General features: G+C 58.5%; 19 protein-coding genes. 8 read left to right on the top strand and 11 right to left on the bottom strand.

Translation table 11 applies throughout. The features are described from left to right. Positions 1-12 precede the first annotated feature (12 nt). A complete protein-coding gene (locus ACR0J7_RS03225; RefSeq protein ID WP_480913273.1) occupies positions 13-939 on the bottom strand; it encodes a TRAP transporter small permease subunit in 927 nt (308 codons plus the stop codon). Between the two features lie 122 nt (positions 940-1061). Beyond that, positions 1062-2144, bottom strand: coding sequence for a TRAP transporter substrate-binding protein (locus ACR0J7_RS03230; RefSeq protein ID WP_267363846.1), 1083 nt, complete (start codon positions 2142-2144; stop codon positions 1062-1064). Between the two features lie 245 nt (positions 2145-2389). Here ACR0J7_RS03230 and ACR0J7_RS03235 point away from each other — a divergent pair, with 245 nt between their 5' ends. Beyond that, the gene (locus tag ACR0J7_RS03235) at positions 2390-3823 is read left to right on the top strand and encodes a cache domain-containing protein (protein WP_209503642.1); all 1434 of its coding nucleotides are present in this window, start codon (positions 2390-2392) and stop codon (positions 3821-3823) included. Next, a complete protein-coding gene (locus ACR0J7_RS03240; RefSeq protein ID WP_267363844.1) occupies positions 3820-4467 on the top strand; it encodes a response regulator transcription factor in 648 nt (215 codons plus the stop codon). Before ACR0J7_RS03235 ends, ACR0J7_RS03240 begins: the two co-directional genes overlap by 4 nt. 104 nt (positions 4468-4571) lie before the next feature. On the opposite strand, the gene ACR0J7_RS03245 is transcribed toward ACR0J7_RS03240, so the two are convergent. Further along, positions 4572-5417, bottom strand: coding sequence for a HalD/BesD family halogenase (locus ACR0J7_RS03245; protein WP_480898169.1), 846 nt, complete (start codon positions 5415-5417; stop codon positions 4572-4574). 114 nt (positions 5418-5531) lie between these two features. Further along, entirely contained in the window at positions 5532-5768 is a 237-nt protein-coding gene (locus tag ACR0J7_RS03250; protein ID WP_480528328.1) for a hypothetical protein, read from the bottom strand. Between the two features lie 69 nt (positions 5769-5837). Between ACR0J7_RS03250 and ACR0J7_RS03255 the strand changes: the two genes are divergently transcribed. From ACR0J7_RS03255 to ACR0J7_RS03265, 3 genes are all read left to right on the top strand, one after another. Then, positions 5838-7589 (top strand): acetolactate synthase 3 large subunit, encoded by a 1752-nt coding sequence (locus ACR0J7_RS03255; RefSeq protein ID WP_480913275.1) that lies wholly within the window; start codon positions 5838-5840, stop codon positions 7587-7589. Positions 7590-7657: 68 nt separating this feature from the next. Continuing rightward, a complete protein-coding gene (gene ilvN, locus ACR0J7_RS03260; protein ID WP_209503637.1) occupies positions 7658-8218 on the top strand; it encodes an acetolactate synthase small subunit in 561 nt (186 codons plus the stop codon). 313 nt (positions 8219-8531) lie between these two features. Beyond that, entirely contained in the window at positions 8532-9251 is a 720-nt protein-coding gene (locus tag ACR0J7_RS03265; RefSeq protein WP_480480478.1) for a helix-turn-helix domain-containing protein, read from the top strand. 9 nt (positions 9252-9260) lie between these two features. Here ACR0J7_RS03265 and ACR0J7_RS03270 read toward each other — a convergent pair whose 3' ends face one another. The 4 genes from ACR0J7_RS03270 to prfB all read right to left on the bottom strand — a co-directional run bounded on the left by ACR0J7_RS03270 (position 9261) and on the right by prfB (position 13405). Continuing rightward, on the bottom strand, positions 9261-10046 hold the full coding sequence (locus ACR0J7_RS03270) for a DUF2189 domain-containing protein (protein ID WP_480485340.1): 786 nt from the start codon (positions 10044-10046) through the stop codon (positions 9261-9263). A 22-nt stretch (positions 10047-10068) separates the two neighbouring features. Then, positions 10069-11469, bottom strand: a complete 1401-nt coding sequence (locus ACR0J7_RS03275; protein WP_480913277.1) for an amidase — start codon at positions 11467-11469, stop codon at positions 10069-10071. 102 nt (positions 11470-11571) lie between these two features. After that, the gene (locus ACR0J7_RS03280; protein ID WP_480913279.1) at positions 11572-12276 is read right to left on the bottom strand and encodes a M50 family metallopeptidase; all 705 of its coding nucleotides are present in this window, start codon (positions 12274-12276) and stop codon (positions 11572-11574) included. Between the two features lies 1 nt (position 12277). Beyond that, the gene (prfB, locus tag ACR0J7_RS03285) at positions 12278-13405 is read right to left on the bottom strand and encodes a peptide chain release factor 2 (RefSeq protein ID WP_480558120.1); all 1128 of its coding nucleotides are present in this window, start codon (positions 13403-13405) and stop codon (positions 12278-12280) included. Between the two features lie 77 nt (positions 13406-13482). On the opposite strand from prfB, the gene ACR0J7_RS03290 reads away from it, so the two are divergent. Then, positions 13483-14313, top strand: coding sequence for an aminoglycoside phosphotransferase family protein (locus tag ACR0J7_RS03290; RefSeq protein ID WP_480913281.1), 831 nt, complete (start codon positions 13483-13485; stop codon positions 14311-14313). Here the strand turns inward: ACR0J7_RS03290 and ACR0J7_RS03295 are convergent. From ACR0J7_RS03295 to ACR0J7_RS03305, 3 genes are all read right to left on the bottom strand, one after another. Beyond that, complete coding sequence (locus ACR0J7_RS03295) at positions 14307-16796, bottom strand: penicillin-binding protein 1A (RefSeq protein ID WP_480830610.1); 2490 nt, start codon at positions 16794-16796, stop codon at positions 14307-14309. The genes ACR0J7_RS03290 and ACR0J7_RS03295 overlap by 7 nt on opposite strands. A 94-nt stretch (positions 16797-16890) precedes the next feature. Continuing rightward, complete coding sequence (locus tag ACR0J7_RS03300; protein WP_480913283.1) at positions 16891-18111, bottom strand: N-acetylmuramoyl-L-alanine amidase; 1221 nt, start codon at positions 18109-18111, stop codon at positions 16891-16893. A gap of 66 nt (positions 18112-18177) precedes the next feature. Continuing rightward, on the bottom strand, positions 18178-19341 hold the full coding sequence (locus ACR0J7_RS03305; RefSeq protein WP_480913285.1) for a pyridoxal phosphate-dependent aminotransferase: 1164 nt from the start codon (positions 19339-19341) through the stop codon (positions 18178-18180). Here ACR0J7_RS03305 and ACR0J7_RS03310 point away from each other — a divergent pair. Both ACR0J7_RS03310 and ACR0J7_RS03315 read left to right on the top strand, forming a co-directional pair. Continuing rightward, positions 19340-20722 carry a M48 family metalloprotease gene (locus tag ACR0J7_RS03310; RefSeq protein ID WP_480913287.1) on the top strand — a complete coding sequence of 461 codons (1383 nt, stop codon included), beginning with the start codon at positions 19340-19342 and terminating at the stop codon, positions 20720-20722. The genes ACR0J7_RS03305 and ACR0J7_RS03310 overlap by 2 nt on opposite strands. Then, a complete protein-coding gene (locus ACR0J7_RS03315) occupies positions 20719-21477 on the top strand; it encodes a DsbA family protein (protein WP_480558133.1) in 759 nt (252 codons plus the stop codon). The genes ACR0J7_RS03310 and ACR0J7_RS03315 overlap by 4 nt, the downstream gene beginning before the upstream one ends. Positions 21478-21496 lie beyond the last annotated feature (19 nt).

Here is a 21496-nt window from a genome sequence, read left to right on the forward strand (position 1 = left end):
TTGTCTCCGCCCTTAATGCGCGCCTTCATAGGCTTCTTCACCCTCACCAAGACTGTCCTTGTCGAGGTATTTTCCAACGCTGTCCGGCCCTTCCACAAATTCCAGATACGACCGGTACAAAAACGCGATGGCGTGCAGGAACACCATGGCCGCAAAGGCCACCAGCAGGATCTTGAACAGGAAGTAGGCATTGAACCCGTTGGGGCTGAACCCGATGGTTTCCACGTTCCAACGCAGGGCGCGGGATTTGGCAACCAGACGGTCCAGCGCGTCACTGGCCGATGGGTTCGGCACGATCAGGTGCCGCCACAGGAAGAACCAGCCGTACATCCAGGTCAGCACCGCCATTGGCATCATGAACAGCAACGCACCGCACATATCGACCACACGCTTGGCGCGGTGGCTGATACCGGCATAGATCAGATCAACGCGCACATGCCCGCCCTGCACAAATGTGTAGGTACAGCACAGGCAGACGACCATGGCGTTATACAGTTTCAGCTCTTCCGCGAACCAGCTGATATCCATCTGGAACGGTATGCCCAGACCGAAGGACATATCAGGACGGGTAAAGACCCGTTGCATGAATACGATGACAATTTGCTGAATCACCATCAGCAGCCCCGCCCAGGCAAAGAACCGCCCGGTGGTGTTTGCAAAACCTTCAAGGCCGCGCACGATGGCCCACATGAAGTTCCGGTAATACAACCCGACGGCTGTCAGAACCAAAAAGAAGGTGAACACCACAAAGAAGAACTCGACCGAACCGCCGTAATACACAAAGCGCATGATCGACGCCTTGTCAGACCAGTCCAGCCAGAGCTGCGGATGCGTGATCGCATATCCGAAATTATAGAAGGCTTCGGCAATGTTCTGAATGAACCAGACCAGTCCATTCCACAGGGCGCCGAAGAACGAGATACCGTTTTCGTCCTGCATGTTGTCCCCAGGTCGTCTCAGTTGCGCGCAGGCCTATTGTGGCTTGCCCAAGTCCTTTCACGCAACGGGAAAGGTTTCCCCGCAAGGTGCGGGGAAACCGTTTTTCCTTTGATCAGGAAGGATTAGCCGCGAACACGGTCACGCTGTGCGGTGTAGACACCCGACGACAGGTTGTTCCATGCCGACGAAGCCGCCATCGACGGCATTGCGCTGTCGTGGATCTTCTTGAACAGCTCATCGCCCATGTTCTCGTCCAGAACTTCCTGGCTGGCCTTGCCGAACGCATCCCAGACACTGTCAGGGAATTCCAGGACCTTGACACCACCGGCCTGCAGGCGCTGCAGCGCTGCACCGTTGTTGGCCAGGAATTGCGCCAGGTTCCACTGGTGTGCTTCTGCGGCAGCGATCTCGATGATCTTCTGCTGGGCCGGGGTCAGTTCATTGAACACGTCGCGGTTGGTTGCCAGCGACAGACCTGCGCCCGGCTCGTGGAAGCCCGCGGTGTAGTAGGTCTTGGTGATTTCCTGGAAGCCCGCTTTTTCGTCGGCCCAGGGTCCGATCCACTCGGTTCCGTCAATCGCGCCGGACGACAGCGCCTGATACACTTCGGAACCGGGGATGTTCTGAACAGACGCGCCCAGTTTGCCCAGTGCTTTGCCGCCCAGACCGGGCATACGGAACTTCAGACCATTGAAGTCTTCGGGGCTGTTGATTTCTTTCGAGAACCAGCCGCCCGCCTGCGCACCGGTGTTACCGGCCAGGAAGGACTTCAGGCCAAAGATTTCGCCCAGCTCATCATGCAGCTCCATACCGCCGTCATGATAGTACCAGTTCACCAGTTCCTGCGCGGTCATGCCGAAAGGCACAGCCGTGAAGAACGCATAGCCCGGGTGCTGACCCACAAAGTAATAGTCAGCGGCGTGATACATGTCGGCCTGACCGGACGACACCGCGTCAAACACCTCGAACGCGCCAACCAGTTCGCCTGCCGCTTTGATCTCGACATTCAGGCTGCCATCCGACATCGCGTTGATGCTGTCGGCACAACGCTGCGCGCTGTCAAACACGCCAGCCAGACCACGACCCCACGAGGTCACCATGGTCAGTGTGCGCTGTCCCTGCGCATAGGCCGGAGCCGCCAGAGCGGTTGCTGCAGCTGCCGAGCCGCCCAGCGCGGATTTTTTCAGAAATGAACGACGATCCATATGAGTGTTCCTCCCCTTCATAGTCACGATCCGGCAGAACCGGACCTGTCGCATTCAGTGCGCGTCAGCCTAATGTGAGCGAAGCGAAAGGGAATACCTACTACTGCGTAGAGAATCGATTTCTTTTGGGGATGCGGTGAAATTTCCGAACGAAAACTCCAACAAAAACGGCCCAAACACCGGAATTTCACAGACCAACGCCAATCTTTTTGCATTTTTGACGCCGCTTGCGTATCGATTCGTCCATGCAAAGACTTCGACATCTGGTCTCGCTGACCTATGCGCAGAAACTGTCGCTGGTGGCCGCAATCCCGCTGGTTGTGGCCGTGGCCGCAATCGCTGTGCTTGTCGCATATGAGGCACGTGCGACCGCCGAGCGCGAGATCGAAGCCCTGGAGCGCAGCCTGATAGAAGCCAAGAAAGAAGAACTGCGCAACTACGTGACGCAGGCGCGCAATGGTTTTGCCTATATCTATGGCCGCGCTGAACCGGATGACGAGGTATCAAAGAACCTTGTCTCGCAGATACTCTCGGCAATGATCTATGGGCAGGACGGGTTCTTTTTTGTTTACGACTATGATGGCAACAATCTGGTCAGCCCCCGTCAGACACAATTTATCAACCGCAACTGGGAAGGTCTGACCGACAGCGATGGCACGCCCATCGTTGACGAGTTCATTCGCCTCGCCCGTCAGGGGGCCGGGTGGCACAGCTTCATGTGGGAAAAACCCTCGACCGGGGATGAGGCGCAGATGATCGCCTATGTCGTCGGGTTGCAGGACTGGCGCTGGGTCGTGGGTACCGGGGTCTTCATTGACGACATTGTCGCCACGGTCGCCAACGCAAGGGCCGAGGTCGAGGCTCGTGTACAGCGCACCTTCATGTATATCGGCGCCATTGTTGTTGCCGCCGTTCTGATTGTCTTTGCCTCGGGCATGTTGCTGAACATTCGCGAGCGGCGGTTGGCGGATGCCAAGCTGAAGGAACTGACGCAACGTGTCTTCGACGCGCAGGAAGAGGAACGCGGCCGGGTTGCCCGCGAACTGCATGATGGTATCAGCCAGATCCTTGTGGGGGTACGCTATGCGCTGGACAATGCGCGCCGCCGTCTGTTGCGCGGCGATGATGCGGGTGCGCGCGATCCGCTGGACAAAGGCATCGACCATCTTCGCACCGCCATCACCGAGGTGCGCCGCATCAGCCGCGACCTGCGCCCCGGCGTGCTGGACGACCTTGGTCTCGGACCTGCGTTGAAGGCTCTGACCGACGATTTTCGCGAACGAACCGGGATCGAGACCGAATTTTCCACCGTCGTTTTCCGAAACCGGCTGGATCAGGACAGCAAGATCGCGCTTTATCGCATCGCACAAGAGGCGCTGACAAATATCGAACGCCACGCGGATGCCTCTTATGTTACAATTGACCTGCGTGGCCACAAGAAAGGCGCAACCATGCGGATCACCGACAATGGCCGTGGGTTGCGCGCAGAATCCGGGACCCCGACCACAGGCATCGGCCTGCGCAACATGCAGGAACGAATTGAACAACTTGACGGATCGCTGCGTATTCTGTCATCACGCGGACCGCGCGGCGGAACGGTGATCGAGGCCAGTCTGCCGCTGAGCCACCTGTTGCCACCGCAGGAAGACGCAACTCCGAACCGAAAGGCCGGTACATGAGCGCCAAAAACATCCGAGTTCTTATTGTCGACGATCATCCCATGGTGGCCGAGGGCATTCAGTCGATCCTTGAAAGCTACGACGATATCGAAGTGGTTGGAACACTCGGCAGCGGTCAGGCCGCGGTGGATCAGGCGGTTGGCCTCGCCCCGGATGTCATCCTGATGGACCTGAACATGCCTGGCCTCGGCGGACTCAGCGCCACGGAAATCATTCTGGAACGACTGCCCGATACGCGTATCCTGATCCTGTCGATGCATGACAGCCCCGAATATATTTCGACCGCGCTCAGCCACGGTGCAAAAGGCTATGTTCTCAAAGATGTCCCAACCGAAGAGATCAAGCAGGCCATCGATGCGGTCATGCGGGGTGAGCAGTATCTGTGCACCGGCGCAAGTGGATCCCTGAAACCCAAAGGCGACAACGCACGCGAAGCGCTGACAGGGCGCGAGCAAACAATTCTGCTGGAACTGGCGCAGGGCAAATCAAACAAAGAGGTTGCGCAAAAGCTGGATATCTCGGTGCGCACGGTTGAAACGCATCGCAAGAACATCAAGCGCAAACTGGGAATTTCCTCGACTGCCGGGCTGACCCGCTACGCGCTGGAACATGGCATGCTGCAAGGCACCGGGGTCGGTTTCTGATCCTTGCGCAACCGCAGCGCGCAGCGCTGCCCGGCCCAACCAGAGAAGACGCGCCACAGGCGCGTTGACGGCGGGCGGGAGCGTTCACCTCCGGTAGTGCCCCTTCAATCCAGCAACTGATCCCTTCGCAAACCCGCGCGCTCATAATGATGCGGCAACACGCGTCCATAAAGCTGCTGCGTCCGTTCGATCCCGCCGCACATGCCTTCGGCCTCGACAAATGAAAAGATACCCACATACCGCCGCCGCGTGCCCTTGACCGGGGCGACCCTGTGCAGGGAATAGCGGCCTTTGAATATCTGCAAATCCCCAGGTCGCAATTCCAGCCGATGAACACGCGCCGTGTTTCCATCCAGAACCGAAGCGACCTGATCGAAATTCTCATCCTCGGCTGAGCGCAGATTGGGCGCGTATTCGAATGCACCGCCCTGCTCGCCATTCTGGATCGCCAGTGTCACGGTGTAGTTGTTGGTGTCGAAATGCCAGGGAAAGCCCTGCCCCTCTTCCACGACATTGATGATCACGTCTGCCAACGGGTCGTCGTAACGAAAGAAGCGGTCCTCAGGCTCATCCAGCGCATCCCGAATGAAGGGAAGAAATCCGCTAAACTCGTAAATCCTGCGCAAAGGACCGGACTGCGCAAAATTGTCGGCAGGAACAAACGCGTTCGAACGGTCATAGAACCGTCTGATCGGATGGGCGGCGTCGAACCGTGGGTCGTCTTTGGTGAAATAGGCATTTGTGCGATTGAAAGACCGGTGTGCATTGGGCGCCACCTCATCTGCCTCCTGCACCAACAACTCGATCCCCTGTGCATGTGCGAAACCCGGTAGAACCGCACACCCGTCCTGTTCCAACTCGCGCCGCAAATCCTCGATCAATCGCCTGTAAGCTGGCGAATCCGGGCGATCGATCGGATATCGTCCCAGATCTACAAGGTCCTGTAACATGCTCCGCCTCCCTCGTTTGCGACCACAAGGTCAGCGTGACCCAGACAAAACACCGGATCATGCCAATTTCAGACATCGGCCTGACGCATTCAGACCTTCATACCTGTCCTGCCCTCAGGAAAACGACTGCCCTTTTCCCGGAAATTCCCGGCATGCGGCAATCTGCGCAACAAAATTTCGCAAAATACCGCCATTGAGATAGAAAATTGGTGGATTTGCCTGTTGACGCTCCTCCCCCCCGACCATAATGTCCCCTCCAAGCAAAAAGGAGCCTCTGGCGATGAGAACGCTAGTCGTAATCGTAGGAACCACGCGCATGGGCCGGTAACGGTAAACCATAATCGAACCCATGCGCCTCCGAAAATTCGGGGGCTTTTTTTTGTCAAACGCAAGACACATGTCGCGAACGGAGCAAAGCAGATGACACGTGAGATGACCGGCGCAAAGATGGTGGTTCAGGCCCTCAAGGATCAGGGCGTGGACACGGTATTCGGATACCCCGGTGGCGCCGTCCTACCGATCTATGACGAGATCTTTCTGCAAAACGACATTCGCCACATTCTGGTGCGACACGAACAGGGTGCAATCCACGCCGCCGAAGGCTTTGCACGGTCGACCGGCAAGCCTGGTGTTGCGCTTGTAACCTCTGGTCCCGGTGCCACAAACGCCGTTACCGGCCTGACCGATGCGTTGCTGGATTCGATCCCGATTGTGGTTCTGACCGGACAGGTCCCGACCTTCATGATCGGATCGGATGCCTTTCAGGAGGCCGACACCGTTGGCATCACCCGCCCCTGCACCAAACATAACTGGCTGGTAAAGGACACGAATTCGCTGGCCGAAACGCTGCACGAGGCTTTCCATGTGGCCAAGTCGGGCCGTCCCGGCCCGGTTCTGATCGACATTCCCAAGGATGTGCAGTTTGCCACGGGTGAATACAACAGTCCGAAACCTTCGACCTCGCATTACCAGCCAGTGCTGAAAGGCGATCTGGAGGAAATCAACGAACTTGTTGCAGCCATTGAAAAAGCCAAGAAACCAGTTTTCTACACGGGTGGTGGTGTCATCAACTCTGGCCCCGCAGCCAGCCAGTTGCTGCGCGAACTGGTGGATTCCACCGGCTTCCCGATCACCTCAACCCTGATGGGTCTGGGTGCCTATCCGGCGTCGGGCGAAAACTGGTTGGGGATGCTGGGGATGCATGGCCTCTACGAGGCGAACCTTGCGATGCATGGCTGTGACCTGATGATCAACATCGGCGCACGGTTCGACGACCGGATCACCGGGCGCATCGACGCGTTCTCTCCAAAGTCGAAGAAAGCCCATATCGATATTGATCCGTCTTCGATCAACAAGGTCATCCGTGTGGACATCCCGATTGTCGGCGACGTGGCGCATGTACTGGAAGACATTCTGAAGGTGTGGAAGTCACGCGGGCGCAAGACCGATGCGGCAGCCGTCAAGAAATGGCAGGCGCAGATCTCTGAATGGCGCAAGATCAACTGTCTGTCCTACACCAACAGCGAAAAGTCGATCAAACCGCAATACGCGCTGCAACGTCTTGAAGAGCTCACGAAAAAGCATGACCGCTATATCACCACCGAGGTCGGCCAGCACCAGATGTGGGCAGCACAGTATCTTGGGTTCGAAGACCCCAACCGCTGGATGACCTCAGGCGGGTTGGGCACTATGGGCTACGGCTTCCCCGCTTCGATCGGTGTGCAGATGGCACATCCGGACGCGCTGGTAATCAACGTCGCCGGTGAAGCCTCTTGGCTGATGAACATGCAGGAAATGGGCACGGCCGTTCAGTACCGCCTGCCGGTCAAGCAGTTCATCCTGAACAACGAACGCCTCGGCATGGTCCGCCAGTGGCAAGAGTTGCTGCATGGCGAGCGGTATTCGCATTCCTGGTCCGAAGCCCTGCCCGATTTCGTCAAACTCGCAGAGGCGTTTGGCGCCAAAGGTATCCTGTGTTCCGACCCCGCCGATCTGGACGATGCGATCATGGAGATGATTAACTACGACGGCCCGGTCATCTTCGACTGTTTGGTCGAGAAGCACGAGAACTGCTTCCCGATGATCCCGTCGGGCAAGGCACATAACGAGATGCTGCTGGGCGAGGCCGAGACGCAGGGCGTGATCGACAGCAAAGGTTCGGTTCTGGTCTGATACCGTCCGAGGATTACCGCCGGGCGACCGTTGCGCCCGGCAAACACAGGATGATGAAAGGGACATAAATGTCTGCCCTACATATCAAAAAAGGCTCCAACCGCCATTCGGCCTATAACCTACGGCCTACTTTTTCGGACGTGCAGGAACGCCACACCATTGCCGTGCTGGTCGAGAACGAACCCGGTGTCCTGGCCCGTGTGATCGGCCTGTTCTCGGGGCGGGGTTACAACATCGAAAGCCTGACCGTGGCCGAGGTGGATCACACAGGACACCTGAGCCGCATCACCATTGTCACCACCGGCACACCGCAGGTGATCGAACAGATCAAGGCGCAGCTGGGGCGGATCGTGACTGTCCATGACGTGCATGACCTGACGGTCGAAGGCCCTTCGGTTGAACGCGAACTGGCCATCATCAAGGTCGTGGGTGAAGGCGACAAACGCGTCGAGGCGCTGCGCCTGGCTGACATCTTCCGTGCCAATGTGGTCGACAGCACCCTGAACTCTTTCATCTTCGAGATCACCGGTGCGCCGGACAAGATCGACGCTTTTGCTGACCTGATGCGCCCGTTGGGCCTGATGGAAATCGCCCGCACCGGCGTGGCGGCCCTGCTGCGCGGCGACTGAACAATATACCCGCCTTGGGGCTTTTCCTGCATCCAAGGCGGGAGCACATCTTTGAGTTGGTGGGCATTTGCAAAATCAACCCACACGTCCTTCTATGCGCTAAATTTGCCATAGGGTAAGCTTTTCCGGGTAAAGATTAGGCATTTTCAGATAAAGCCTATTGCCATTGCGCTTTATGGCATTAGCCTCAACGCGCAACGCGACGTGGGGATACGTTGCTTGGGGTCAATCTGTACGATTTTTCAATGCGCGCCGGGGCTTGGTTCCAGTGCTGCGATGGTTTTTCAGGAAACTTAGCAAGGCGTGGGCATCCATGACCGACGACATTCGCAGCCCGGCTGAACTTCGCGCTATGTTTGGCGCGAATCTGCGGCAACTGGCACGAAGGTATCGGTCGGTCTCGGCACTGTGCCGCAAGCTTGGCGTGAATCGGACGCAGTTCAACAGGTATCTTTCGGGCGAAAGTGTTCCACGGCCGGATGTTTTGGATCGCATCTGCCGGTTTTTCGACGTGGATGCGCGCATCCTCCTGAAGCCCCTGGACGAAATTGAAAAGATCGAGGACCACCCCGCAGCGGCGGCCTTGACTGAGTTTCTGGGATCAGGTGTGGACATGATCGCCAGAACTGCGTTTTCTCCGGGGTTTTATGCCGTGATCGAAAGCGTCTCGGCCTCGCACCGCATGACCTTGCTGCACGCCCGACCACTGGCCCAATGCACATTGATACGCGGATATGTCTCGCGCGCCGCGATGCCCGAAGCAACGCCGCAGGCGCGCGAAATACAAGGGATCGTCGCCTGCACCGGCAGTTCCGTCTATATGCTGACCTCTCAGCGAGCGGGTCAGAACAGCCGCGTTTATATGATTTCACCCGATCCCACGGGAACAGCGGTTCAGTGGCGCGGCACGGTCATAAGCCCGGCCGCCCCTGAGGCACCGGAACCCGTGGTTCTGAAATATCTCGGGCACGATGCAACGGCGATTTTCGCCGCTGCGCGCTTGTCGACCAACAATCCGGCACAGTATCCCTGAGCGGTTTTCTCAGGACGATGTGCCCTCCCCTTCGACTTGGGTGATTTGCCTATACAGGTGCCAACTGGCATGGCCTAACAGTGGCAGAACCACCAAAAGGCCCAGAAACCAGGGCACCATGGCCAGGAACGTCAGAACAGCGATGATTACCCCCCAGGCAAGCATCACCGGAAAATTCCCGGACACATAGGTAAAACTTGCAATCATTGCCGTGACAAAATCCAGTTCGCGATCCAGCAGCAGTGGGATCGACAATACGGTGATCATATAGAGAACGGTTGCGAATACCGCCCCAACCACCGTGCCCACAGCCAGCATTGTCAGGCCATTCGCCGTCAGAAAGACCTCAAGCGAGGATGACACGTTAGTCATCGTGGCCAGCCCAAGGAACAGGGCAAAGATCATGTGCCCCAGGAAAAACCAGAACAGAAACACCACGACGATGATGGCGCAAATCGACGGCAATTGCCGGCGGCTTTGTTGCAGCACGACACCAAAGATTGCACCAAGATCCAGCGGTTCGCCCTGTTCCAGCCGGTGCGACACCTCGTAAAGGCCAACAGCGGCAAACGGGCCGATCAGTGGAAAGCCGATAGCTGCCAGAACCAGCCAGAAGGTTGTACCAGTCTGGATGGTGACCCATGCCATCGCCCATCCCGCAAGCACGTAGAACCCGGCAAAGATCAACCCGAACTGCGGCGCGCGCCGAAAGTCGGCCCAGGCGCGCTTCAACGCTGTGCGCAGCATGGCTGTATCTACCGGACGCATGTCCGGAACGCCAAATGGCTTTTCCATTTAGTCTCCTCCCTGATCGGCGTTATGACATCGCCGGCCTCTTGTTAGGCCAGTCGGTTTCGGTGTGATACGCCGCCCCGACCGACAGTAATTTCTGATCCGATCCTTTTGGTCCAAACAGTTGAAAGCCCATGGGCAGGCCCTGCACACCAAACCCGGCGGGCGCGGCCAGACAAGGCAAGCCAATCAGGCTGACCGGTACCGTGACATGCATCCAGCGATGATATGTATCCATTGCGCGGTCCGCGATCCGGGTGGGGTATGGCGTTTCGATCCCAAACGGCCATACCTGTGCGGATGGCAGGACCAGGGCATCAAACTGCTCGAACAGTTCCGCCGCGCGCCGGAACCATTCTGACCGAATTACGCTGGCGTGATGCACGTCCATGGCACTCATCGTCAGACCCCGGTCCAGCTCCCACTGGGCTGTGTCTTTCAGATGGTCCCGTCGTTCAGCCAAAGGTTCCAGCCCTGCGGCGACAGTCCAGGACCGCAGGGTGATCCAACTGGTCCATAACCGTTCGGCATCGAAAGGCGGGGCGACATGTTCAACACGCGCGCCCCGCGCTTCGAACACCTTCAACGCATCCCGGCACAGCTCAAGGATTCCGGCTTCAACTGGAAAGGCCCCGCCCCAATCGCCCAGCCAGCCAATGCGCAGCCCGTTCAGATCTGCTGCGACCACTGGGGAAACCGGTGTATATTCTCCGACCAATGGCAGGCGCGGATCGGGCCCCGAGATCACGTCGAGCAGGATACCCAAATCTTCGGGACTGCGCGCCATCGGCCCCAGCGTGGACAGTTGATGCAGGAAACTGTCACCCACAGGATCAGACGGCACCCTGCCCCAGCTTGGGCGAAAGCCGTAGACATTGTTCCAGGCTGCCGGGTTGCGCAGGCTGCCCATCATGTCGGACCCGTCGGCCAATGCGACCATACCCGTCGCCAAAGCCACTGCTGCCCCACCGGATGAGCCACCGCAGGTGAAACTGGCATCATACGGGTTGCGCGTCGCACCATAGACCGGGTTGAACGTGTGCGAACCCAGCCCGAACTCCGGCGTATTGGTCTTGCCGATCAGGATGGCGCCCGCGGCCCGCATCCTGGCGGCAATCAGATCATCCCTGTCAGGGACGACATCCCTGAAAACAGGCGATCCATGCGAAGAGACAATACCTGCCACATTGACCAAATCCTTGACGGCAATTGGCAGTCCGTGCAGCGGGCCAGTGACAGGGCCGCTGTCGCGGGTCTGCGCTTCGGCCATCAGCTCGCCCTTGTCCCGCAGCGCCACGATGGCGTTCACGTCACCGTTGACCTTGGCAGTACGATCCAGCGTGGCCTGCATGACTTCCGTGGCCGAAACCTGCCGGGTAGCCAGTTGGTTCAGAAGCTCTGTGGCAGATATCCGGGTCAGGTCCATAACACGCCAGTCTGTTGTTGGTCTTCGACAGCCTAGCGAGCGGTTCACCTCATTTAAACCCACTGTTTAGATGTATCTTTTCTTGTCTTACTAACAACAGCATCACAGTGCTTTGCGGTGCAATGGCAGGTTGCTGTCCCGGCCCAGCCAATACCGTAGGCAAACGGCAATGGCCGCGCTACTCAACACCAGCCAGACCCCACCCCACAGCATCGCGGTGCCGCCGAATTCCTCGGCCAGTAGGAACGCGTCCGAGCGCGCGCCGGACCGTCGGATGGTGTCATCAAAGATATCAAACGGCACGTAGATCATGCTGGTCAGCCCGACAACGCGCAGCACCAGATCACTGACCTCGTGGCTCATGAACCACGCTGTCGCAATCATTGCCGCCCCGACGCCTGCGCAAAACAGCAAGGCGAAAGCATCGCGTATGTACAGCAGTGCGATCAGACACATGATTGCGCCGAAAACAGCCAAAACAGCCCGGTCAGCATTTGTCCTCAAGGCAATGATCAAAAGCGCAATACCAAACACAAGCGAGCCGAGATAGCCGGCGGACAGGCTGAGAAACCTGCTGCCGCCCCGGCCGATCACCATTCCGCCTTGCTGGGGTGAGATCGTGAAACTCTCGACCGAGCCGCCAGTCAATAGGATTGTCACGGCATGAGACAGCTCATGCAGAAAGACAACCAGAATTTTTAGCGGAACAACAAACGGCGTGTTCCAGAGCGCAAAGACCAGACCGGTGATCAGGATTAGCTGCCAGTGCCCTTTCAGCAGGTCCGGAAAGGAACGCTGGCGTGTCACCTTAGCTGTCGCCCTGCGCCTCGGATCGGCTTTTGCCTGCCACGTTCAGGGCCAAGGTTGCCGCCATGAATCCGTCCAGGTCCCCGTCCAGAACCCCTTTGGTATCCGAGGTTTCGTGATTGGTTCGCAGGTCCTTGACCATCTGATAGGGCTGCAAGACGTAAGACCGGATCTGGTTGCCCCAGCCCGCATCGCCCTTAGCCTCGTGCGCCGCGTTGATATCCGCGTTGCGGCGATCCAGTTCCTGCTGGTACAGGCGCGATTTCAGGGCTTTCATGGCAATATCGCGGTTCTGGTGCTGCGACTTTTCCGAACTGGTCACAACAATCCCGGTCGGGATGTGCGTGATCCGAACAGCCGAGTCGGTGGTGTTCACGTGCTGGCCGCCAGCCCCCGAAGAGCGGTAGGTGTCGATGCGGATATCGGCCGGGTTCACCTCAATCTCGATATTGTCGTCGACCACCGGATAGACCCAGACCGAGCTGAAAGACGTGTGGCGTTTTGCTGCCGAGTCATAGGGCGAGATCCGCACCAGCCGGTGTACGCCGCTTTCCGATTTCAGCCAGCCATAGGCGTTGTGACCGGAAATCTTGTAGGCTGCGGATTTGATCCCCGCTTCTTCGCCCGGTGTCTCGGATTGCAGCTCGACAGTGTAACCCTTTTTCTCGGCCCAGCGCACATACATGCGCGCCAGCATCGACGCCCAGTCGCAGCTTTCGGTTCCCCCCGCGCCCGAGTTGATTTCGAGGAACGTATCATTGCTGTCGGCCTCACCGTCCAGCAGCGCCTCAAGCTCTTTTTTGGCGGCTCTGGCTTTCAGCGTCTTGATCGCGGCTTCGGCATCCTGAACGACTTCTTGGTCTTCCTCCATCTCGCCCAACTCGATCAGTTCGATATTGTCGTTGAGGTCGGTCTTGATGGATTCATACGTCTCGATTGCATCGACCAGCAACTGCCGTTCGCGCATCAGTTTCTGCGCATTTTCAGGGTTATCCCAAAGGTTGGGGTCTTCGACGCGCGCGTTGAATTCTTCAAGGCGATGCGGCGCGGTTTCATAGTCCATACGCTGCGCCAGCAGCTCCAGTGACTTTTTGATATCCGCCACGATGTTCTGGGTTTCGGCGCGCATGGTCTTGTCCCAACTTGCTCAATCAGGCCTGCGTGATAGCAAGAGGTGCGAGACACCACAAGACAGGCTGGACCTGAATGCAAAACACAGTCGAAGAGTTTCTGGGCAGATGGGATTTGCACTTTCCTGAACTGGTTGCGGACACCGGCCATGCAAGAGTGTGGAAAGTACAATCCAATTGCGGCCCGGCTGCCTTGAAGCTTTATCGCAGGCAAGATCGCGGGAACGAAAAACCGGGCACAAACTTGTTGGTCGGGTGGCGCGACAGGGGCGCTGTTCGGATTTTGGAAGAGGCACGGAGCGCCGTACTGATGGAGTGGTTGGATGGACCATCTCTGGGAGATATCGCCCGCGCGGGCAGGCCCGAAGACGCCGTCAAGACACTTGCGGAAACAGCAGCGTGTTTGCACGCAGGGGACCCGGTCAGCGCCACTGGAATGAAACCCTTGCAACAGGTGTTCGCCCCCTTGGCTGAATGCGCCTTTGCGGCCGAGTGCCCTGCCCAACTGCGTAACGCGGTGAAGTCAGCGATTGCACTAAGTGAAGACCTGTTAGACAGCCAACCTTCACCCGTACCTCTTCACGGGGATTTTCACCCAGACAATGTCATTATGACACTATCAGGACCCCGGATCATCGATGCAAAAGGTTATCTAGGCGATCCCGCTTTTGAACTGGCCAACGCGTTGCGACACCCTAAGGGAATGCCGGATCTTGTGCGCCAACCCCTGCAAATCGAAACCTGTCTGTCGGAGTATTCCAAAGCAATGAGTGTTCCACGAATACGGCTGGCTCAATGGGCTGCCGCGAAATGCGCATTGTCCATCTACTGGCGATCTGACGGCCCGATCTGCGGTGACGCAGAAGCTGATCTACTAAACCTGTTTCTGAAAGCGGCCGGTCAGTAAAGCCCACCGGTGCTCAGGTCCCCTTGGGAAGCTTTCGGTCCAACGGTCACGGTCTCGCCCGTTGACGTCTGAACCTGAACCCCCGCGCGCTGGACTTCTTCAAACAATGGCAGGTCCGATCCGATGGCAAAACCACCATCATAGACACGGTCGATGAAACCATCGACACCGTCGCGGAAGAATTCGGCCACGACATAGTCACCGGTGGCATCATCGGGCAGACGGGCCCCGCTGAAGCGGTCGATCTTGATGAAATGGCCGCCTTCGGGCACTTCGAACGGACCGCCGCCGTATTTCTCGACCGCTTTTTCCATGAAGCTCTGGAAGACCGGGCCGCACAGCGTGCCACCATAGGCCCCACGTCCCATCGGACGCGGTCGATCATAACCGATGTAGCAACCGGCCACGATATTCGACGTAAAGCCGATGAACCACGCATCCTTCGAGTCGTTGGTGGTTCCGGTTTTGCCCGCTGTTGGCACAGGCAGATTCACAACGCTGGATGCCGTCCCGCGATCGACCACACCTTTCATCATCGATGTCAGCTGGTAGGCGGTGATCGCATCCATGACCTGTGCGCGATCCGTGACAAGCGTCGGCGATTCATCTGGTTCCAGCCAGGTCGAGTTACAGTCCAGACATTGGCGGTCATCGTGGCGATAGATGGTTTTCCCGAACCGGTCCTGAATGCGGTCGACCAGAGTGGGTTCCACACGCTGGCCGCCGTTTGCAAACATCGCATAGGCCGCGACCATCTTGTAAAGCGTGGTTTCCTCGGCCCCCAGCGAGTTGGCCAGAAACGCGCCCATCCGGTCATAGACACCGAACCGTTCCGCATAGCCGGCAACGACGGGCATTGTAACTTCCTGCGCCAGACGGATGGTCATCAGGTTCCGCGACTGTTCGATCCCTGTACGCAAAGGGGTTGGACCGTAGAACTTGTTGGAGGAGTTCTTGGGGCGCCACAGACCCTGCGGCGTGTTCACTTCGATGGGTGCATCGACAACGATGGTAGCGGGGCTGTATCCGCTGTCCAGCGCGGCAGCATAGACAAAGGGCTTGAAGGACGATCCCGGTTGACGCTGTGCCTGTGTGGCCCGGTTGAACACTGTATCCTGATACGAGAACCCGCCCTGCATCGCCAGAACACGACCTGAGTTCACATCCATCGCGACAAAGCCGCCTTGTACCTCGGGCACCTGGCGCGCCGACCATTGCCCATCTTCACCCGCAACGACAAAAATGACGTCACCGCGCTTGAAGTTGGCCGCAAAATCACCCTGCATCCACTTGATGTCCGCGCGCGGGATAATCCCATCGGCAGGACCTTCTTCGACACCAACGGTCAGTTGCTGGTCGGTCACGCCCAGAACCACGGCGGGATACCAACGGGTTGGCAGAATGACGTCGCGCGGAATTTCCATGGCCGCCAGCGCCTCGCGCCATTGCGCCTCATCCGCCAGTTTTTCTTCCGGGATCACGTCACCTGTGCCGCGCCATTTGCCACGGGAGCGGTCGTATTTCTCGAGCGCCTCGCGCAGGGCACGTGCGGCCTCAACCTGCATTTCCTCATCCACCGATGCACGCACGGTGAAGCCGCCGGTAAAGAACTCGCCCTCACCAAAATCTTCGCTCAGCTGGCGACGGATTTCATCGGTGAAATAGTCGCGGGGCGGCAGGGCCGTACGGAAGCTTTCAAAATCTCCGTTCTGGACCGAGCGCAGAGGCAATTCGACCTCGGCCTCATAAGTCGCCTGATCGATGTAACCGTTCTGCTGCATCTCGCGTAACACGTAATTGCGGCGGGCCAGAAGGCGCTCTTTTTGCCAAACGGGGTGGTAATCTGACGGCGCTTTGGGCATGGCAGCCAGCATGGCGGCCTCATGCGGGGCCAGTTCCTGGAGGGTCTTGTTGAAATAGGTCTGTGCGGCGGCAGTCACACCATAAGAGTTCTGGCCCAGAAAGATCTCGTTCATATAAAGTTCGAGTATCTGTTCTTTGTCCAATGTATCCTCAAGCCGGGTCGCAAGAATGATTTCCTTGATCTTGCGCTCAGCCCGGCGGTCACCGGACAGCAGAAAGTTCTTCATGACCTGCTGCGTGATGGTCGACGCACCGCGTACGGTTTCGCCCTTGGTCCGCACCGCCTCGACCCCGGCGGCAATGATGCCGCGCGGGTCATAGCCCTGATGGTTGTAGAAATTCTTGTCTTCCGCCGAAATAAACGCCTGCTTCACCAGATCCGGGATTTCCTCGGACGGGGTGAACAGGCGGCGTTCCTGCGCGAATTCATCAATCAGCTTGCCTTCACCCGAATAGATCCGGCTGATTGTGGGTGGTTTGTACTGTGCCAGCGACTCGTGGCTGGGCAGATCGCGCCCATACATCCAGAACACCGCACCGATCACCAGCGCGGCCATGAAAATACCCAATGTCACGAGGCTGAAAATCGCCCCGAAAATCGAAAGAATGAACCGGATCACGTTACTGCCTTTTTCTCGCGGTGCCGCCTATATAGTGATGCGCCGCCCAAGGGTCAAAACACCGAGCGTATTCTAGCCGTTTTGCGCCGCAAGGTCACTGGCCAATAAGGGATTTGCGGATCACATCCTGCTGGCGCCAATCTTCAAGCCCCCGATGAATTCCCAGCGCCATTCTCGCCCGCCAATCAGGATCATTGAGGTTCTTCAGGTCTCTGGGGCTGGACAGAAACCCAAGCTCGACCAGAACCGACGGGATATCCGCCGCCTTGAGTACTGAAAAAGACGCGGTACGCAGGGGTTTGCCGTTCATCGGCCCCCCTTGTTGTGCCAGACCGTTTGCAATGGCCTTGGCCAGCGCGCTTGTGCGTGGCATCGTTTCCTGACGGGCCATGTCCAGCAGAACATCCGTGATCTGATCATCTGCCCCGTTCAGATCGACACCGGAAATCAAATCCCCGCGGTCGTGCCGTTCCGCCAGCTTCGCACTGGCCACATCCGAGGCATCGTTGGACAGGGTATAAACCACCGCACCATGCGCCCGCCCTTCGGACAGGGAATCAGCGTGCAGCGAAATGAACAGGTCCGCACCGGCCCGGTGCGCCAGCGCAATTCGGCGCTCCAGCGAGACGAACTGATCGTCGACCCGTGTCAGAACCACCTCGTACCCGCCTGATCTTAGAAGGATTTCGCGCAGCTCACGTGCGAAAGTCAGCATCAGGGTTTTTTCATCAATCGCGTCTGTCTCGGCCCCCGGATCAATGCCTCCGTGGCCCGGATCCAGCATGACACGCAAGGGTCGGTCGGCGCTGCGCACCGCGGCTTGCGGCACATCCGCCGGTTCCGGCAAGTCCCAGCCCGGGTTTCGCGGCGCACCTGCCGAGGCGTTGAAGGCATCGAAATCCGTCCCCTTGAGGTCGAGCGACAACAATGCAGCCCCCGAATCCTCTGCCACCGACATTTCTGCTTTCGTCACTGCCATCGGTGCCCCCAGTTCCAGCACCAGACGTGACCAACCCGGAACATATGCGCCGAACTGCACGCCGCTGATGCGATCGGATTGCAGGAAATCTTCGCGGGTCAGCCCGACCCAATCCACTTCGTTGAAGTCCAGAACCATACGGTAGGGATCCTGCAAGGTGAAAATCCTGTAGGGAACGCCCTGACTGAGGGCGATGTCCACCCGAACACCGGTACGCCCGACATCCGTAATACGGCTCTGGTCAGGCTGAACACGCGCCAACGCGCTAAAATCCTGCGCAATGGCACCACCAGCCAACGCCCAGAACAGCGCAATGCTAAAGAAGATCCTGCTCATGGCCTCAAGTTTTCCCGAGATCGTTTGCCGGGCACCCTATACCACAAGGGGCGGCTTGTGAACGGCTCAGGCCGGTTCCCTGACAGCGCCGCGCCGCGTCATAAAAAGGCGCAAACGCTCAAGCCCTTCCTGAATATCAGAGGTCGCGCGCGCATAGGAAAATCGCAATGTGGTATGGCCGCGCTGTGGGTCAAAATCCAGCCCAGGTGTCACGGCCACACCGGCCTGTTCCAGAATCTCGGCCGCAAATGCGCGACTGTCATCGGTCAAATCAGACACATCGGCATAGACATAAAACGCCCCATCGGGCGGCGCGATGTTCGAAAACCCGGCTTTGGGCAGCCCGTCCAGCATCAGCGCGCGATTGCGGCGGTACACGTCCAGATTGGCTTGCAATTCGTCGTCGCAATCCATGGCAGCCAGCGCTGCGACCTGACTGGCATGGGGGGCGCAGATGAACATGTTCTGAGCGATCCGTTCGACCACGCGCACCTGATCCTCGGGCACCACCATCCAGCCTACGCGCCATCCGGTCATCGAAAAGTATTTCGAGAATGAGTTGATCACATAGCATTTATCTGTCAGTTCCAGCGCCGTCACGGCCTTGGCTTCGTATTCCAGCCCGTGGTAAATCTCATCACTGATGAACGACGCGCCCTGCCCGTGCGCCGCCTCGATCAGGGCGCCCATGGCGGCCCGGTCCAACATCGTACCGGTCGGATTTGCGGGTGAGGCCACCATCAGCCCTTTCAGGTCCATCCCCTGAATATCCGCTGCGACAGGCTGCAACCTGTTTTCCGGCGCGGTCGGCAGGTCGACCGGAACCAGACCCAGTGCCTTCAGGATCTGGCGATAGGACGGATAGCCGGGCGCGCCGATACCGACACGGTCGCCACTGTCGAACAATGCGGTAAAGGTCAGCAGGAATCCGCCGGACGAGCCAGGTGTGATCACCACCCGCTCGGGGTTCAGATCGACATTGTACCAATCGCCATAAAGCCGGGCGATCCGCTGCCTCAGGGCGGGCAGACCCAGAGCAACCGTATAGCCCAGCGGGCCTTGCTCCATCGCCGTGGCCAAAGCTTCGGTTGCACCCTTGGGCGCGCCGGTTCCGGGCTGGCCGACTTCCATGTGGATCACGTGGCGACCCGCTTCTTCGGCCTTGCGTGCCGCCTCCATCACATCCATCACGATGAAGGGATCGACCCCGGACCGGGTTGAGTTTCTCATGCCCATCTCCCATGTTGCAGTCATGGCTTTTGAGCGCGTATCCCGGTTGGCGTCAATCCCGGCCCTGATGGTTGCCGTTGTCGTTTGGCTGGCGGCAGCGATGCAATCGCACGCGCAAAGCCTGATCCGCGACCCTGATATCGAACATGGCCTGCGTGAACTGGCCTTTCCGGTGTTGCGGGCTGCGGGGCTGAACACGAACCGGGTTCAGATTCTGGTCGTCAACGACAACACGTTCAACGCATTCGTCATCGACTACAACGCGATTTATGTGAACTACGGGCTGATTCTGACCGTCGAAAGCCCCGAGATGTTGCAGGCTGTCATCGCGCACGAGGCCGCCCATATCTCGAATGGTCATCTGGCGCGGCGGGCTGAGAACCTGAAAGCCGCGCAGCGCAACGCCAGTCTCGGCACGGCATTGGCCCTGCTGGCAGCTGCGGCGGGTGGGGGCGAGGCCGCCATCGGAATTGCCGCTGGCACCCAAGGCGCGGCAATTCGCGGTTTTCTGGGTCACACCCGCGCAGAAGAGGCATCCGCCGACCGCAGTGCGGCAAGTTACCTGCGATGGGCCGAAATCTCGCCCAGCGGGATGGTGGAACTGCACCGGAAGTTCGCCGGTCAGGAACTGCTGAGTGTCGCCAATCAGGACCCCTATATGCGATCACACCCGACAAGCCGTGACCGCCTGCGTGCCGCCGAGGCGTTCCTGGATGAGTTTGGCGACCGAGCCGTTCCAAACCCCAATGCGGACTACTGGTTTGCGCGGGTCAAAGGCAAGCTCTCGGCCTTTCTTCGGTCGCCCAGTTGGACCTTGCGGCGCGCTGGCGAAGAATCCTACCGAGACATCCGCCTGATGCGAGAGGCTTCGGCCTATCATCAGAACCGCGATCTGTCCCGCGCCCGTGCCGCAATTGACGCAGCGCTCGCCGAGCGTCCTGATGACCCGTTCTATTACGATCTGAAGGGGCAAATACTGTTGGAAAACAGACGTGTAAGCGAGGCTGTTAAAGCTTATGCTAGCGCTGTTGAAATGGCCCCGAACAATGCGTTGATCCTTGCGAGCTACGGGCGTGCCCTGCTGGCGCAGGGGGAAACGAAACAGGCATTGAACGCACTGGAACAGGCGCGCGCGCGCGATTTTCGTAACGCGCGCCTGATGCAGGATCTGGGTGTGGCTTATGCGCAGGTCGGAAATAACGGCATGGCTTCGACCGTGACGGCAGAACGCTATGCGCTGCAAGGTCGGATGGAGGATGCCGGAATTCACGCGAAACGGGCTGTAGGACAGTTGCCCGAAGGCTCTCCGGGTTGGCAAAGGGCACAAGACGTGCTGATTGCCTCAGAACGACTCAAGAAAGATAAAAGGAAACGGAAATGATCCTCAGACATGCTGCACCTGCCCTTCTGGGGCTTTCCATGGCGGCGACCTCGGCACAGGCGCTGGACCTGAACGCGATGAATGATGCCGAAAAGGCAGAGTTTGGTGCTCAGGTACGCGAATACCTGCTGGAGAACCCCGAAGTCATTATCGAGGCAATCAATATACTCGAACAGCGAAACGCAGTGGCCGAAGCGGCCGCCGACAAAGAACTGGTCGCCGCCAATGCGGCCGAACTGTTCGACGATGGCTATAGCTGGGTCGGCGGCAACCCGGATGGCGATATCACGCTGGTCGAATTCATGGACTACCGCTGCGGCTATTGCCGCCGTGCGGTGCCCGAAGTGGCAAACCTGCTGGCCAGCGACGGCAATATCCGGTTTGTGATCAAAGAGCTGCCAATTCTGGGCGACGCATCTGTTTTGTCCTCGCGCTTTGCCGTGGCCACCAAACACGTCGCTGGTGGTGACGCCTATAAACAGGTTCACGATGCCCTGATGGCCTTCAACGGCGAACCGTCCGAAGTTACCCTGCGCCGCATCTCTGACGGGCTGGGCCTGGACAGCGACGCGATCATCGCCGCGATGGACAGCGACAGCGTCACGGATGAGATCAGCCGCACCCGTGCCCTGGCGCAACGGATGCAGATTTCGGGCACGCCCTCATTCGTGCTGGGAACCGAGTTGCTGCGCGGCTATCTGCCCGCCGATCAGATGCAGCAAATTGCAGATGGCGTTCGCGCGGAACAGGGTTGATTGGTATTGGGGGCGGCAC

The organism is Ruegeria sp. O4 (genome assembly GCF_056535125.1).